Origin of the sequence: Kitasatospora sp. GAS1066B, assembly GCF_041262605.1 — a bacterium.
GTDB lineage: Bacteria > Actinomycetota > Actinomycetes > Streptomycetales > Streptomycetaceae > Kitasatospora.
The window spans coordinates 1-14039 of record NZ_JBGCCO010000008.1 but is presented as its reverse complement, the minus strand read 5'-3'; the positions used below and the strand labels follow the sequence as shown (position 1 = coordinate 14039).

At 72.7% G+C, this 14039-nt stretch carries 15 protein-coding genes; 6 read left to right on the top strand and 9 right to left on the bottom strand.

Translation table 11 applies throughout. The features are described 5' to 3' along the window. Positions 1 to 22: 22 nt before the first annotated feature. Together ABH937_RS10705 and ABH937_RS10700 are read right to left on the bottom strand one after the other, a co-directional pair. The gene (locus tag ABH937_RS10705) at positions 23 to 1672 is read right to left on the bottom strand and encodes an APC family permease (protein ID WP_280690662.1); all 1650 of its coding nucleotides are present in this window, start codon (positions 1670 to 1672) and stop codon (positions 23 to 25) included. Positions 1673 to 2117: 445 nt separating this feature from the next. Next, a complete protein-coding gene (locus tag ABH937_RS10700; RefSeq protein ID WP_280690661.1) occupies positions 2118 to 2651 on the bottom strand; it encodes a DUF6299 family protein in 534 nt (177 codons plus the stop codon). Between the two features lie 214 nt (positions 2652 to 2865). Here ABH937_RS10700 and ABH937_RS10695 point away from each other — a divergent pair, with 214 nt between their 5' ends. Both ABH937_RS10695 and ABH937_RS10690 read left to right on the top strand, forming a co-directional pair. After that, positions 2866 to 3771 (top strand): hypothetical protein, encoded by a 906-nt coding sequence (locus ABH937_RS10695; protein ID WP_280690660.1) that lies wholly within the window; start codon positions 2866 to 2868, stop codon positions 3769 to 3771. 148 nt (positions 3772 to 3919) lie between these two features. Continuing rightward, positions 3920 to 4792: an SGNH/GDSL hydrolase family protein gene (locus tag ABH937_RS10690; protein WP_280690659.1), complete on the top strand. Its 873-nt coding sequence runs from the start codon at positions 3920 to 3922 to the stop codon at positions 4790 to 4792. 84 nt (positions 4793 to 4876) lie between these two features. Here ABH937_RS10690 and ABH937_RS10685 read toward each other — a convergent pair whose 3' ends face one another. From ABH937_RS10685 to ABH937_RS10675, 3 genes are read right to left on the bottom strand one after another with little or no spacing between them, the layout of a single operon-like run. Beyond that, positions 4877 to 5518, bottom strand: a complete 642-nt coding sequence (locus tag ABH937_RS10685; RefSeq protein WP_280690658.1) for a bifunctional 4-hydroxy-2-oxoglutarate aldolase/2-dehydro-3-deoxy-phosphogluconate aldolase — start codon at positions 5516 to 5518, stop codon at positions 4877 to 4879. Then, entirely contained in the window at positions 5515 to 7134 is a 1620-nt protein-coding gene (locus tag ABH937_RS10680; RefSeq protein WP_370218030.1) for an amidohydrolase family protein, read from the bottom strand. Before ABH937_RS10680 ends, ABH937_RS10685 begins: the two co-directional genes overlap by 4 nt. Continuing rightward, complete coding sequence (locus ABH937_RS10675) at positions 7134 to 8456, bottom strand: alanine racemase (protein ID WP_370218029.1); 1323 nt, start codon at positions 8454 to 8456, stop codon at positions 7134 to 7136. Before ABH937_RS10675 ends, ABH937_RS10680 begins: the two co-directional genes overlap by 1 nt. Positions 8457 to 8573: 117 nt before the next feature. On the opposite strand from ABH937_RS10675, the gene ABH937_RS10670 reads away from it, so the two are divergent. Genes ABH937_RS10670 through ABH937_RS10660 form a run of 3 tightly spaced genes read left to right on the top strand, consistent with a single transcriptional unit; the run spans position 8574 to position 10845 of the window. Then, positions 8574 to 9656, top strand: coding sequence for a sugar kinase (locus ABH937_RS10670; protein ID WP_370218028.1), 1083 nt, complete (start codon positions 8574 to 8576; stop codon positions 9654 to 9656). Next, on the top strand, positions 9653 to 10393 hold the full coding sequence (locus ABH937_RS10665; RefSeq protein ID WP_370218027.1) for an IclR family transcriptional regulator: 741 nt from the start codon (positions 9653 to 9655) through the stop codon (positions 10391 to 10393). Before ABH937_RS10670 ends, ABH937_RS10665 begins: the two co-directional genes overlap by 4 nt. A gap of 44 nt (positions 10394 to 10437) precedes the next feature. Beyond that, positions 10438 to 10845 (top strand): RidA family protein, encoded by a 408-nt coding sequence (locus tag ABH937_RS10660; protein ID WP_370218026.1) that lies wholly within the window; start codon positions 10438 to 10440, stop codon positions 10843 to 10845. A 50-nt stretch (positions 10846 to 10895) separates the two neighbouring features. On the opposite strand, the gene ABH937_RS10655 is transcribed toward ABH937_RS10660, so the two are convergent. The 4 genes from ABH937_RS10655 to ABH937_RS10640 all read right to left on the bottom strand — a co-directional run bounded on the left by ABH937_RS10655 (position 10896) and on the right by ABH937_RS10640 (position 13164). Beyond that, on the bottom strand, positions 10896 to 11621 hold the full coding sequence (locus ABH937_RS10655) for an acyl-CoA thioesterase (protein ID WP_370218025.1): 726 nt from the start codon (positions 11619 to 11621) through the stop codon (positions 10896 to 10898). Positions 11622 to 11632: 11 nt separating this feature from the next. Beyond that, a complete protein-coding gene (locus tag ABH937_RS10650) occupies positions 11633 to 11956 on the bottom strand; it encodes a hypothetical protein (RefSeq protein WP_370218024.1) in 324 nt (107 codons plus the stop codon). 219 nt (positions 11957 to 12175) lie between these two features. Continuing rightward, entirely contained in the window at positions 12176 to 12652 is a 477-nt protein-coding gene (locus ABH937_RS10645) for a GNAT family N-acetyltransferase (RefSeq protein WP_280690650.1), read from the bottom strand. Positions 12653 to 12738: 86 nt separating this feature from the next. Further along, positions 12739 to 13164 carry an ankyrin repeat domain-containing protein gene (locus ABH937_RS10640; RefSeq protein ID WP_280690649.1) on the bottom strand — a complete coding sequence of 142 codons (426 nt, stop codon included), beginning with the start codon at positions 13162 to 13164 and terminating at the stop codon, positions 12739 to 12741. A gap of 523 nt (positions 13165 to 13687) precedes the next feature. Between ABH937_RS10640 and ABH937_RS10635 the strand changes: the two genes are divergently transcribed. Continuing rightward, a complete protein-coding gene (locus ABH937_RS10635) occupies positions 13688 to 13882 on the top strand; it encodes a hypothetical protein (protein ID WP_035840595.1) in 195 nt (64 codons plus the stop codon). Positions 13883 to 14039: the final 157 nt, after the last annotated feature.

The following is a 14039-nucleotide window of genomic DNA, read 5'->3' as shown; positions in this document are numbered from 1 at the left end:
TTCAGCGATCAGCGGCGGACGGTCAGTGGCCGCCCTCGTCGACGACCTCGATCGTGCCGATGTTGCGCTCGATCTCCTCGGTGGGCAGCGCGACCGCGCGGGCCCAGTAGTAGATGCCGAGCGAGAAGGCCGCGACGACCACCATGTCCCACCAGAGCGGGATGTCGTTCAGGCCGCCGAAGCCGCCGAGCTTGGAGATGACCCCGAGGCCGATCAGGTAGACCGGCAGCCACTGCGCGGACTTGAAGTTCATCTTGGGCGCGTCCGGCAGGTTCTTCGCGATCGCGTAGGCCGCGTAGGAGCCGAGCAGGACGTAGCCAAGGACGATCGCGACGCCCAGGCGCCACAGCGTGTCCCAGCCGGACCAGTAGATGATCAGACCGGCGACCACGAAGGCGATCGGCGAGATGATCTCGGCAGCCGGGAGCACGTAGGGGCGCTCGCGGTTCGGCAGCCGCTTGCGGAAGACGCCGAGGGCCAGCGGGGCACCCGCGTACATCAGCACGCTGGCCGAGGAGATGAAGCCGACCAGCGCCTGCCAGCTCGGGAAGGGCAGGAAGCAGATCACACCGGTGATGAAGGCCATGATCAGGCCGAACCACGGCACGCCACGGCTCTCGGTCTTCTCGAAGATCTTCGGCGTGTAGCCGTTGCGGCTCAGGCCGTAGGAGATCCGGGAGGTCGAGGTGGTGTAGATCAGGCCGGTGCCACCGGGCGAGATCACCGCGTCGATGCGCAGGATGAGCGCCAGCCAGCCGAGGCCGATGACGGTCGCCAGGCCGGCGAACGGACCCTCGATGCCCTGGTAGGCCAGGTGAGCCCAGCCGTGGACGAAGGAGCTGCCCGGCAGCGCGCCGATGTAGACGACCTGCAGCAGGGTGTAGATCAGGGTGCCGATCACGACCGAGCCGATGACGGCGCGGGGGATGTCCTTCTTCGGGTTCTTGCTCTCACCGGAGAGCTGGATCGCCTGCTCGAAGCCGAGCAGCGAGAAGATGATGCCGCTGCCGCTGATCGCGCCGAGCACACCCTTGACGCCGTACGGCAGGAAGCCGTGCGAGGTGAAGTTCGACGGGTGGAAGTTGGTCAGCGCCAGGATGAAGATCACGAACAGCGGGACGGCGACCTTCCACCAGGTGGCGGCGCTGTTGGTGCGGGCCAGCAGCCGGACGCCGAGGAAGTTGACGGCCACGAAGGCGGCCATCAGCACGACCGCGACGACGAAGCCGGTGACGGTCAGCGTGCCGTTGGTGTGCTGGAGGTCGCCGAAGAAGCTGACGTACTTCTTCCAGTAGGCCGAGTAGCCGATCATGGCTTCGACCTCGATCGGCGCCACGGTGGCCGCCTGGAGCCAGGAGAACCAGCCGAAGGACATGCCGGCCAGGCCGCCGAAGGCGTAGTGCGGGTAGCGCGCCGTCCCACCCGATACCGGGAAGAGACCGCCCAGCTCCGCGTGGACCAGCGCGAGCAGCACGATCGCGACGGCCCCGATCCCCCACGAGATAACTGCCGCCGGCCCGGCGACCATGACGGCGTTCTTGGCGCCGAAGAGCCAGCCGGAACCGATGATCGAGCCGACTGAGGCCCAGAGCAGGCCTACCAGCCCGATGTCCCGGCGGAGCTTGGTACCGCTACCAGTGCCGGACGACGTTATTTTGTCAACAACTGCCATGTGTGGGGACCCTCTTCAAAGATGGCGGGTGAGAGTGCGGTGAACGCTAGCGGGCCATTAAGGATCTGCAAAGACCCCTCAGCCGAATAGTTACGTTCACCGGGCACCCCGCCGCCCCTTTGGCGCTCCAATTCGGGCGTTCGCACCAAGGCTGAGCGGATCCTGAGTGTGGCAGGATCGCTGCAGGTCAGCGGCGTCACGGCAGTTGACCACTTACAGCCCAGCAGGTCGAGACCAATATTTGAGCTTCATTTGAGCCTTCTCGGACCTTGCTGCATTATTGTCGGCCCACGCGGTCATATTTTTCATAATCGCTGTATAGCTATAAGGTGCGCCGGGGGTGCCAATCGGCGGCCCGGGAATCCGGGGCACCCGCCGCTTCGCAAGCCCCCGGCAGTGTTTGACGCCCCATCAGCTGCGGGCTCCGAGCCCGGTCGACCCCGGCTCAGCGGCCGTCGGCGACCAGGGTGATGTCCTGTTGCTGCACGGCGAGGAATTCGGGCATGGGCACCAGCGGGCCCTCGGTGAGATGCACAAGCGTCGCCTCCACCCGGGCGGGGCCCGGCCTGGCGTCGAGCGCGTACGGCTTCTCCTGGCTGGACCAGCGGTGCGGGCTCCCGTCGCAGGTGGCCCTGGTGCCGTTGCCGATGCTGCGGGACTGGTCGCCGATCCGCAGGCTGCTGCTGACGAAGACCGCCCCACCGGTCAGACAGCGGTAGCTGCCGGAGAGCGTGACGGTGCCGTCCGACCCGACGGTGCCGACCGCGTCCACGGCCACGGCCCCGCCGCCGGTCGGGCCCGCCGGACCGGCGGCCGGACGGTTGATCGGGGCGTTCGGCGGACCGGCGACCGCCCCGTTGACCGCGCCGGCGGGGGCGGCACCGGCCAGCAGCGCGAGCACGGCCGCGCCGAGCAGCCCGGCGGCGCCCGATCTGCCGGGACGGGGGCGGAGCCGGATCGAAGCGGGAGCAATCCGCATGACTACCTCCAGTGATGGGCTGCGCGCACTCGGTGATGGCGCGTCGCGCCTACAGCTATCTCCTCCGGTCAGGCGGGCCGCGCATTCTCACCCGTTCAGCGCGTGTCAGCCCCCGGCCCGGGGAGCCCCTTGCCCCACCACGGCGACCTGCGGCAGGCTCGGGCACCAGGGACACATCGCCGTGCCCCGCCGCGACCCGAAGGACGAGCCCCCGATGACGATCCCTCAGACCCCCCAGAGCGTGATCCCCCCGCTCTTCGCCGGGCTCTGCGACGACGCGGCGATCTTCCCGCCCGGCGACCTGCCGCTGCCGCAGGCCGTGCCCGCCCACCTGGCCCACCGCACGGCCTGGTACGCGGAGCTGGTCGGCCCCTTCCTCTGCGGCGCCGGGCGGATCGGCGCGCTCCTGGAGCAGTTGGGCGACGGCGCCGAGCACCCGGGCCTGGGCACCGACCCGCTGGCGGTCGGCCTGATCGTGCCCGACGGCAGCGCGGGCCTGGAGCCGGCGCTGCGCGCGGTGGCGGCCGACCCGCGCCTGCGGATCGCCGGCATCGAGGTGCTCGCCGACCAGGACGGCACCGCCGCCGAGGGCGTGCGCAAGGTCCGCACCGCGCTCGACAAGCTGCTGCCCGAGTACGCGCCGGGTGTGGACGCCGCCGTCGAGGTGACCCGCGGCCCCGAACTACTGCTCGCGCTGGACGAATTGGAGAGCAGCCCCTACCGGGCCAAGTTCCGCACCGGCGGCACCACCCCCGCCGCCTTCCCCGGCGAGCTGGAGCTGGCCTCCTTCCTCTACGCCGCGGTCTACCGACGCCTGGCCTTCAAGTGCACGGCCGGCCTGCACCACGCGCTGCGGCACGACGACGCGGCCACCGGCTTCGCGCACCACGGTTTCCTCAACGTGCTGCTGGCCACCCACGCGGCGCTCGAGGGCGCGGAGCACGGCGAGCTGGCCGCACTGCTGAGCGAGCGGGACGGCGAGCTGATCGCCGAGAAGCTCACCGACCTCAGCCACCAGCAGGCCCAGGCCGCCCGGGCGACGTTCACCGCCTTCGGCACCTGCAGCATCGCCGAGCCACTGGCCGACCTGCTCGCGCTGGGCCTGGTCTCGCTGCCCTGATGGCGGTTGCGGTGACGGGTAACGATTCATGATCGGCGGCGGCTGACCGTTCCGCAGCTCTTACCCTCCCCGATACCAGGCAGTAACCTCGCCGGGTTCGACCCGCGCGCCGCCACCCGGGCCGCGCCGGGTCGCCTCGGGAGGGTTCATGCGTTCTCGTCTCAGCCGCCGCCTGCGCGCGGCAGCCTGTGCCACCGCGCTCGGCGCCACTCTGCTCGGCCTCGGCGCCGGCCCCGCCTCGGCCGCGGCCCCCAGCACCCGCTACTACCTGGCCCTGGGCGACTCGCTCGCGGCCGGCTACCAGACCCTGCCCGGCGGCGGCTCCGAGGTCGGCCACGGCTACGCCCAGGACCTCGCCCGCACCCTGGGCCAGCGGGCGCAGAGAGCCGGTCACCCGTTCTCCTTCACCGACCTCGGCTGCCCGGGCGAGACCACCGGCTCGATGATCAACGGCGGCTGCCCCTACCCCCACCCGTACGCGGGCCCCCAACTCGACGCCGCGATAGCTTTCCTGACGGCCCATCGGCACGACGAGCTGACCGTCACCCTGGACATCGGTGCCAACGACGTGGACGGCTGCGCCACCAATGGCAACCTGGACGCCGCCTGCGCCGCCAAGGGCATCGCCACCGCCGGCTGGGACCTCAACACCATCCTCAGCAAGCTGAAGGCGGCCGCCGGCCCGCGGACCACGTTCGTCGGCATGAACCTCTACGACCCGTTCCTGGCCGCCTGGATGACCGGCACCCAGGGCAAGGTGCTGGCCGGCCTGTCGGTGCCGCTGGCCGACACCCTCAACGGCACCCTGGACTTCGTCGACGCGCTGCACGGGGTGCCCACGGCCGACGTCGCGAAGGCGTTCAACACCAACTCGCTGCTGCCGCTGGTCCCGTTGGACGGCCAGCAGGTGCCGCTGAACGTGGCGCGGATCATGACCTGGACGAACATGTCACGTGGCGACATCCACGCCAATGACACCGGGTACCAGGTGATCGCGGACGCCTTCCTGGCGAAGCTCTGAGCTCTCCTGACCGGCCGTCGGCGCCTCGTCCCGCTGCGGGACGCCGACGGCCGCCCGCGCCCCGGGTCACCCGGGTCACCCGGGTCACCCGGGTGCGCCACCCGCCAGCGCCGCCGAGAACGCGCGGGCCCGGCGGGTGAGTTCCGCCCAGTCGCCGGCCGCCACCGCCGCGGCCGGGACGACCTCGCTGCCCGCGCAGACGGCGAGGGCGCCCTGCGCGAGAAAGGCCGTGGCGTTGGTGCTGTCCACGCCGCCGGAGGCGATCAGCGGCAGGTCGGGGTAGGGACCGCGCAGGTCCTTCAGGTAGCCGGGGCCGAAGGCGCGGGCGGGAAAGATCTTGACGGCGGCGGCGCCCAGGTCCACGGCCTGCGCCACCTCCGTGGGGGTGAGCGCGCCGAGGAACACCGGCACGCCCGCCTCGCGTGCCACCTGCGCCACCTCGGCGCGGCAGGCCGGCGTCACCAGGTACTCGGCGCCCGCGGCGATGCCGGCTCGGGCCTGGTCGGCCGTCAGCACCGTGCCGAGGCCGAGCCGGCAGCCCGTGTCCGCCGCTGCGGCGAGGGCGAGCTGGTCGACCACGTCCGGTGTGGTGCAGGTGAGTTCGACCCACCGGACGCCGCCCGCCAGCAGCGCGGCACAGAGCTCGGCGGCGTCCGGTATCACCGGCGCGCGCACCACCGCGATCACCCGGTCGGCGGCGAGTGCGCTCCTGGAGCCGCTCGTCATCGAACCAGCCCGCCCGCCACGCGCCGCAGCGTCCGCCCCGGCAGCGCGCCGGTCGGGCGGCCGTCGCGCAGCACCGCCGTGCCGTTGACGTAGACCTGGTGGATGCCGGCGGCCGGCCGCCGCGGGTCCTCGAAGGTCGCGCGGTCCGCCACCGTCTCGGGGTCGAAGAGCACCAGGTCGGCGTGGTGGCCGACGCGGATCGTGCCGCGCCGCTCCAGGCGCAGCCGGCGCGCCGGGCGGCCGGTCATCCGGGCCACCGCCTGCTCCAGGGTCAGCACGCCCGACTCCCTTGCGTAGTGGCCCAGATAGCGGGCGAAGGTGCCCCAGGCGCGCGGGTGCGGCCGGGCCCCGACCAGCAGCCCGTCACTGCCCACCGTGTGCGCGGGGTGCCGCATGATCGCGCGGACGTTCTCCTCGTGGCCGACGTGCTGCAGGATCGTGGTGCCCAACTCGTCGGCGCGCAGCAGCTCGAAGAAGATCTCGCTGCCGCCGCACCCCCGTTCGGCGGCCAGTTCGGCGATGGTCCGTCCGACGGCGGCGGTCAGCGAAGCGTCCCGGACGCCGGAGATCTGCACCGTGCGCCAGTCCGCGACCACCCCGTGGCACCCGTCGCTGCCCTGCTCCTCCAGCGCCAGCCGGATCCGCTCCCGTACCCCGTCGTCCGCGAGCCGGGCCAGGGTCGCCTCGGGACCGCCCTCGGCCGCCCAACTCGGCAGCAGGGCGGCCAGCGTGGTGGAGCCCGGCAGGTAGGGATAGCTGTCCAGGGTCAGGTCGCAGCCCTCCGCGAGGGCTACGTCGAGCAGGGCCAGCAGCTCCCCCGCCCGTCCGGCGTTGACGCCGAAGTTCATCGTGGCGTGCGCGAGGTGCAGCGGGCAGCAGGAGCGGCGCGAGATCTCCAGCATCTCCGCGTAGCCGTCCAGCGCCCCGGCTCCGTAGGACCGTTGGTGCGGTGAGTGGTAGCCACCGTACTCGGCGACCACCGCGCAGAGCGCGGTGAGCTCGTCGGTGTCCGCGTACATCCCCGGCGGGTAGCTGAGCCCGCTCGACATTCCGACCGCGCCCTCGCTCAGCCCCTGGGCCAACAGCGCCCGCATGGCGTCGAGTTCGCCCGCACTCGGGGCCCGCCGCTGCCAGCCGAGCACCAGCGCGCGCAGCGTACCGTGGGGCACCAGGTAGCAGGCGTTGACCGCGATGCCATGGCCGTCCAGGCGGTCCAGGTACTCCCCGACGGTCCGCCAGTTCCACGCGAAGTCTTCGGGATCACCGTTCCAGCCGGCGAGTTGGCGTCGCAGCGCGGGCCGGGTCCGCTCGTCGACGGGCGCGTAGGAGAGTCCGTCCTGGCCGAGGACCTCGCAGGTGACCCCCTGGGTCACCCGGGACGGGTGGTCGGGCTCGACCAGCAGCCGCAGGTCCGAGTGGCTGTGCATGTCGATGAAGCCGGGCGCGAGTACCAGTCCGTCCGCATCGACGGCCGCGCCGCCCGCCGGGCGCGGACCGAGCGCCGCGGCCTCGCCGATCTCCGCGATCACCCCGTCCCGGACCAGCACGTCGGCCCGGCGGCGCTCGGCGCCGGTGCCGTCGACCACCGTGGCGCCGCGGAAGAGCAGCGTGGACATCAGAAGAACGTCCGCACCAGGTCGACCACCTTGGGCCGGTGGGCCGAGGTGTCGTCCAACACCGGGATCAACGTCCACTTGTCGAAGGCGGTGCACGGGTGCGACAGGCCGAGCCGGACCACCTCACCAACCTCGGCGTCGCTGTCCCGCAGGAACGCGTGCTGGTCGTTGAGCGCCGTCACCATACCCTTCAACGCCCGCCCGTCGCGCACCAGTTGCGGCTCCGGCAGGCCGTCGTCGTACGGGAAGTCGCGCTTGCCGCCGTCCAGCAGCGCCAGCCCCGGCTCGGGCCGGGAGAGCACCCGCGCCCATCCGTGCAGCGCCGCACGCAGCGGCTCGTCGCCCGCGCCGCGCACCAGCGGGGAGACCCCGCGGTAGAAGCCGTCGTCATGCGCCAGGTAGGCGCCCGACCGGAGCACCACCGTGGTGTCCGGCTGGGCGCCGAGCGGGGCCAGCACCCGGGCGACCTGGTCGAAGTAGGCACTGCCGCCGGCGCTCACCAGCACCCGCTCGCCCGCCGCGAAGAGGCCTTCGCTGCGCAGCGCGTCGTGCAGCTCCACCAGCCGCAGCAGGTAGGTCTCGACGGCGGCAAGGCCGCGCGGCGTGGCGTCATGGGCCAGCGCGCCCTCGTAGCCGCCGACGCCCGCCAGGCGCAGCGTGGGCGCCGCCGCGACGGCCCGGGCCACGTCGAGCGCGGTCGCCAGGTCCCGCACCCCGGTCCGCCCGGCCGGGCCGCCCAGCTCGACCAGCACCTCGACCGGCCGCCCCGCCGCCACCCCCGCGGCGCGCAGCGCCTGGTCCATCAGCCGCACCGCCGCCACCGAATCCACCCAGGAGCTGAACCGGAAGGCCGGGTCGGCCGCCAACTCCTTTGCCAGCCAGGCCAGTCCCGCCGGATCGAGCAACGTGTTGGCAAGCAGCACCTCGCGCACCCCGAAGGCCCGGGCGACCCGCAACTGCGGCAGGTTGGCCAGCGTGATCCCGTAGGCACCGGCGTCCAGCTGGGCCTGCCAGAGCGCGGGGGCCATGGTGGTCTTGCCGTGCGGGGCGAGCGCCACACCGGCCCGCGCGCACCAGTCGGCCATGGTGCGCAGGTTGTGTGCCAGGGCGCCCGCGTCCAGGGTCAGCAGCGGGGTGGCGAACTGATCCAAGGTCGGTTCGATCGCCAGGTACTGACTGACCGTCAGCCCCCAGGCGGCTGGCGGCAGGGCCTTGAACCGCCAGTCCAGACGCTCCGCGGCCAGCTCGGCCACCTTGGCCCGGTCGATGACCGCCCGCCCGGCCGCAGCTGCCTCGCCCGCCACCCCTGCCGGTTGCCCCATGACTTCGCCACCACGCTTCTCACCTCGGACATTGCGTATGATGCAACGCCCTTTGCATATGCTGTCGTTGCCGTTCTAACATGCGGGACGACAGCGGTCAACGAAGGGGAGGGCCTGGTGACTGCAGTGCGGGGAGCCGCGACAGCGGCGCAGGCGCTCTGCCTCGGCGAGTCGATGGCGGTCCTGCTCCCGGATCGCCCGGGACCGTTGGAGACCGTCGACGGCTTCCGCGGCGCGGTCGGCGGCGCCGAGTCCAACGTCGCCTGCGCGCTGGCCGCCCTCGGCATACCGACCGCCTGGCTCAGCCGGGTCGGCGCGGACGGCTTCGGCCGCCGCCTGCTCGTCGAGTTGGCCGCCCACGGGGTCGACACCTCGGCCGTGGTGATCGACCCGGATCGACCAACCGGCTTGTACGTCAAGGAGGTCGGCGGCGCCGCCGAGCACCCGCACGACCTCGGGCCGGGCAACAGTCGGCTGCACTACTACCGCACCGGCTCGGCCGCCGCCGCCCTGGGCCCCGAGCTGCTCGACGACCCCGCCGCCGCCGAACTGCTGGCCGGCGCCCGGCTGCTGCACCTGTCCGGCATCACCGCGGCGCTCTCCGACAGCTGCCTCGCCCTGCTCCGCACCTTGCTCGCGGCGCCGCGCGCCGAACGGCTGATCAGTTTCGACCTCAACTGGCGCCCCGCGCTCTGGCGGCACCGCGATCCGGCGGTGCTGCCGGAGCTGCTGGACGGCGCCGATCTGGTGCTGCTCGGCGCGGACGAGGCCGAGCAGGCGTTCGGGACCAGCACCCCGGACGGGCTGCGCGCCCTGCTGCCCCGCCCCGCGACGCTGGTGGTCAAGGAGGCCGGGCGAGCGGCGACGGCGCTCGACCGGGACGGGCGCCGGGTGACCGAACCGGCGCTGCGGGTCGAGGTGGTGGAGCCGACCGGCGCGGGCGACGCCTTCGCGGCCGGCTACCTGGCCGGCACGCTGCGCGGACTCGACCAGCGCCGGCGGCTGCGGCTCGGCCACCTGGCGGCGGCCACCGCGCTGACCTCGCCGGGCGATCAGGGCACGCTGCCGCCACCCGCGCTGGTCGCGGCACTGCTGGCGGCCGACGAGGCGCAGTGGGCGGCCACCCGGGTCGGCCCGGCGGGCGTCGACTCCCCCGTGACGGCGCCGTCCCCCGACCCGTCCGAGAGCGGTGACCGATGAGCCAGACCGTGCGACGGGCGCTCACCCTGCTGACCGAACTCGCCGAGGGCGAGCGCTCGCTGGAGCAGCTGGCGGCACTGCTCGAGGTGCACAAGACCACCGCGCTGCGGCTGCTGCAGAGCCTGGAGGAGTCCCGGCTGGTCCACCGGGACGGCGAGTACCGCTACCACCTGGGCGCGGGGCTCTTCGCACTCTCCAGCCGGGCGCTGGAGCAGCGCTCGGTGCGCCGGGTGGCCACCGCCCACCTGGCCGAGCTGAACGCGGCCACCGGACAGACCGTCCACCTGGCGGCGTTGGAGGGCGGCGAGGTGGTCTACATCGACAAGTACGAGTCCCGGCAGCCGGTCCGGATGTACTCCAGGATCGGGCTGCCGGTGCCGATGCACTGTGCGGCGGTCGCCAAGGTGCTGCTCGCCGACCTGCCGCTGACCGAACGTCAGACGATGGTCAGGACACTGGAGTTCACCCCCTTCACCGAGCGCACTCTGACCACCCCGAAGGCACTGCTGGCCGAGCTGGCCCAAGTAGCGCAGCAGGGCTGGGCGCACGACCGGGCCGAGCACGAACCGTTCATGAACTGCGTGGCCGCACCCGTCCGGGACGCCACCGGACGGGTGGTCGCGGCCGCCTCGCTCTCGGTGCCTGATCTGGTACTGCCCTACGAGCAGGTGCTGGAGCTGCTGCCCCGGCTGCTCGTCACCACCGCCGCGATCTCCACCGACTGCGGCGCCCCGTGAGAGAGGCCCTGGCCCCTCCCCACCGACCGAAGGACAGAGCGGCGATGAGCGAGAAGACCGAGATCCGCACCGACCAAGCCCCGGCCCCGGCCTGGGTGTTCTCCCAGGGCGTCCGCAAGGGCCCGATCCTCCAGGTCTCCGGGCAGGGCCCGCAGGACCCGGAGACCGGCGCCTACCTCCACGAGGGCGACGTCCAGGCGCAGACCCGGCGGACCCTGGAGAACGTCCGGGCCGTCCTGACGGCGGGTGGGGCGAGCGTCGCCGACGTGCTGATGTTCCGCGTCTACCTGACCGAGCGGGCGCACTTCGCGGCGATGAACGAGGCCTACGCCGCGTTCCTGGCGGAGCACCTGCCGCCCGGCGCGGTCAAGCCGTGCCGCACCACGGTCTTCGTCGGACTGCCGCACGAGGCGATGCTGGTCGAGATCGACGCGCAGGCCGTCCTGGACTGAGCACGCACCCGCCGCGGCCGGGGGGCGGGCCGGCCGCGGCGGGTGCGTGCTCACACCTCGCAGAGCACCCGGCCCGGCCCGCGGCCCGGCAGTGGCAGCTTGCGGGCCTGGCCGCCCGGACCGCGCCGGCCCGCGCCCTGACGGGCCGGCAGTGAACGACCCGACAGCGGCTTGCTGCGGGCCATCACCGACGGGGTGACCGCCGGCCGGGGCGACGGAACCACCGGACCCACAGGCGGCAGCACCGTCGGAAGCACAGCCGTGACCACAGCCGGAACCGAAGCCCTGCCCGGCACGGTCGCCGGCCCGGCAGCGGTCCCGCCGACCGGCGAAACGCCTGACGCGCCGCCCGACGGAACATCCGTCAGATAATCGGAGAGGAAGCGCCGCTCCGACTGGCTCAGCTTGCGCGACCGCCCGGAGACCCGATCCCGGGCCACCACCACGGTGCGGGCCGTCATGTAGGTGAACGGACCCCGGCAGACGTCCACCCGGACCTGCGCGGAACTGCGGCCGAGCCGTTCCACCATCAGCCGGACCAGCAGCGGGTCCGGTCCGTGGTGCAACTGTTCCAGATAATCGATCTCGTGCCGCGCGATCAGGAATCCGGCTGAAAAGAGCGAATCCCGCACCGCCCGGGCGTGGTGGTGGAAAAGATCGTAGATTCCCTCCTGGATGTAGCCGACCAACCGGGCGTTGTTGATGTGCCCGTTCTGGTCGACATCGGCCCACCGGGTCGGGCAGCGCAGGACGTGGGCGTTGCGGTACGTCGTCATCGGAGCCCCGCTCACCGTTGTGCCTGGGCCTGGAGCCGGGCGTCGGCGGGACGGCGCGGGACGGCGAGCGCCTGCTGCAGGCGCTGGTGGTAGTCGGCGCTGGTGTCGCGCATCCGCCCGGTGGTCCAGCCCTCCTCGGCCGCCTCGGCCGCGATCCGGACCACCAGGGAGTCCAGCGCCTTGTCCACCGCCCGGCACAGTTCGGCGGCCGCCGCGATGCGACCCTCGATGTTTCCGGACCCACCCCGGACAGGGAATTCGGCGAGCGCGTTCACGGCGAGCTGGACTCCGTCGGCGGCGGCCGCACTGCTTTCCGGCTGGCAATTGTCGTGCACGTGGTCTCCCGGGAAATAGCGGATGGGCAGGGACGAGTGCTCCCGGTTTTCCGGAAGCACTCGAAGGCGCAGCGGGGAAGACGCTAGCCCAGCCCACCCGCTCCATTCGCGGTTTATCCGCCACCCGGTGGTACGACCCCACGACCGGAGTAGGGATAATTCACCGACATCAGTCAAGTAACCGGCCGATCGGCGGCATCGGTAACCACCGAACGGAGTTCAGGCGGCCAGCTCCTTGCCCAGGCAGATGCACTCGGGAGCGTCCCGGTAGATTCCGAACTTGGTGATCGGCAGGTAGCCCTCGGCCTGGTACAGCGCCACGGCCTCCGGCTGCTCGGTGCCGGTCTCCAGCACCAGGCGCCGCCGCCCGGCCTGGTGGGCCAGCGCCTCCAGGTGGCGCAGCACGCTGCGCGCCAGGCCGCGGCCGCGGGCGGTGGGGACCACGAACATCCGCTTGAGCTCGGCGTCGCCGTCGCGCAGGAAGGCGTGACCGCCGTCCTTGGCGCGCCAGCCCCCGCAGGCGACCGGCGCGCCGTCCAGGTAGCCGACCACGAAGATTCCGTGCGGGTCGGTGAAATGCTCGGCCCGCATCTCGGTGCGGTCGATCTCGCCGTACCGGCGGATGTACTCCTGCTGGACCTCGGCGGTCAGCAGTTCGGCGTCGGGGTGGTCGTACCCGGTGATGCGAAGCTCCATGGCCGCCAGGATAGCGACCAACCCGATCATCCGATGATTCGATGTTTGGCCGGAAAGGGCCGAGCACGAAGGCTCGACCGGAAAGCTCAGCGCCCCCCGAAGCGGGCCAGCAGTTCCGCCTTGCCGAACATCTGGGCGGTCTCGAAAGCCGAGGGCTGCCCCGCATGCGGGTCCGCGCCGCCCTCCAGCAGTGCCTCCAAGGCCTCGTCGGCACCCTTGAAGACGGTGCCGGCCAGCGGTGTCTGGCCGCGGTCGTTCGCCTGGTTCGGGTCGGCGCCACCCGCCAGCAGCAGCCGGACGACGGGGGCGTGGCCGTGGTAGGCGGCCAGCATCAGCAGGGTGTCGCCGCGGTCGTTGGCGAGGTTCACCGGCGCCCCGGCGGCCAGGAAGGCGCCGAGCGCCTCGGCGTCGCCGCCGCGGGCGGCGTCGAAGATCCGGCCGGCCAGCTCGATCAGCTCGGCCTCGTCGGGCTCCTCGGTGGTGGGCGGCAGGGATTCGGACGAGTCGGCCATCACGGGCCCTTTCGAGTAGGGAGCGAAGCTCGGGGTTCAGGTCGCGGCCGGGGAGTGCCTCCCGGGGCGGCGGTGCGGCCACCGGAACCGTAGCCGTCCGTGATCGTCCGGGCCAGTGACCGTCCGCGATCCGGCCACCCGGCGGCGCCCGGCACGGCAGAGCGCGGCACGACTCCCCGGCGCGAGGCCCCGGACGCGACCCGGCGGGACCGTGGGCACGCCACCGTTCGAGCGAATTCGGCGCGTCGCCCGACGGTCGTCCCCGCCGCCTCCGACGCGCGCGAAAGTCCGTGAATTCCGTCCGCCGGGCCAGCGCCGGGCGCCCACCCGAACCTTCGTTCCCGCCTCCGGCCTGCGGCTTCGAGCGAAGACCACCCATTTGCTCCGTTCCGTCATCTATTACTTTTTGTCAGGATTGGGGCACTCTCCGTGACACTGTCCCCTGTATGGCCTCGCGGACCACCCCATCGCTGCCATGCCCCGGCAGTGGCACCCCGTCCCGCCTCACCGAGGAGCAGTCCCCGTGATCCTGTCCATCTCCGGCATCGTCCTGTTCGGCACCATCGCGTTCCTCTTCTTCCGGCGGGACGGGCTCAAGGTCTCGCACGCCTTGGTCTGCGCCCTCTTCGGCTTCTACCTCGCGGGCACCGCGATCGCCCCGAGCATCCAGGCCGGCGGCGCGAGCCTGGCCAACCTGCTCGGCGGCATCAAGTTCTGAGCCGCACGTCTGCGGAACCGCACGACACGAGCGGCGGGCCCGGGGGGGGGCCCCCCCCCCCGGGCCCCCCCCGGGGGGCCCCCCCCCCCCCCCCCCCCGCCCCACCCCCCCCCCCCCCCCCCGGGCGCCCCCCCCCCCGTTCCGCCACCCGCCCCGG

Coding starts and splice junctions, on each gene's coding strand:
- ABH937_RS10665 (WP_370218027.1), top strand. CDS start 9,653: ATGAGCCAGACCGTGCGACGGGCGCTCACCCTGCTGACCGAACTCGCC.
- ABH937_RS10645 (WP_280690650.1), bottom strand. CDS start 12,652: ATGGAGCTTCGCATCACCGGGTACGACCACCCCGACGCCGAACTGCTG.
- ABH937_RS10655 (WP_370218025.1), bottom strand. CDS start 11,621: ATGACGACGTACCGCAACGCCCACGTCCTGCGCTGCCCGACCCGGTGG.
- ABH937_RS10680 (WP_370218030.1), bottom strand. CDS start 7,134: ATGTCCACGCTGCTCTTCCGCGGCGCCACGGTGGTCGACGGCACCGGC.
- ABH937_RS10640 (WP_280690649.1), bottom strand. CDS start 13,164: ATGGCCGACTCGTCCGAATCCCTGCCGCCCACCACCGAGGAGCCCGAC.
- ABH937_RS10675 (WP_370218029.1), bottom strand. CDS start 8,456: ATGGGGCAACCGGCAGGGGTGGCGGGCGAGGCAGCTGCGGCCGGGCGG.
- ABH937_RS10690 (WP_280690659.1), top strand. CDS start 3,920: ATGCGTTCTCGTCTCAGCCGCCGCCTGCGCGCGGCAGCCTGTGCCACC.
- ABH937_RS10705 (WP_280690662.1), bottom strand. CDS start 1,672: ATGGCAGTTGTTGACAAAATAACGTCGTCCGGCACTGGTAGCGGTACC.
- ABH937_RS10700 (WP_280690661.1), bottom strand. CDS start 2,651: ATGCGGATTGCTCCCGCTTCGATCCGGCTCCGCCCCCGTCCCGGCAGA.
- ABH937_RS10685 (WP_280690658.1), bottom strand. CDS start 5,518: ATGACGAGCGGCTCCAGGAGCGCACTCGCCGCCGACCGGGTGATCGCG.
- ABH937_RS10695 (WP_280690660.1), top strand. CDS start 2,866: ATGACGATCCCTCAGACCCCCCAGAGCGTGATCCCCCCGCTCTTCGCC.
- ABH937_RS10660 (WP_370218026.1), top strand. CDS start 10,438: ATGAGCGAGAAGACCGAGATCCGCACCGACCAAGCCCCGGCCCCGGCC.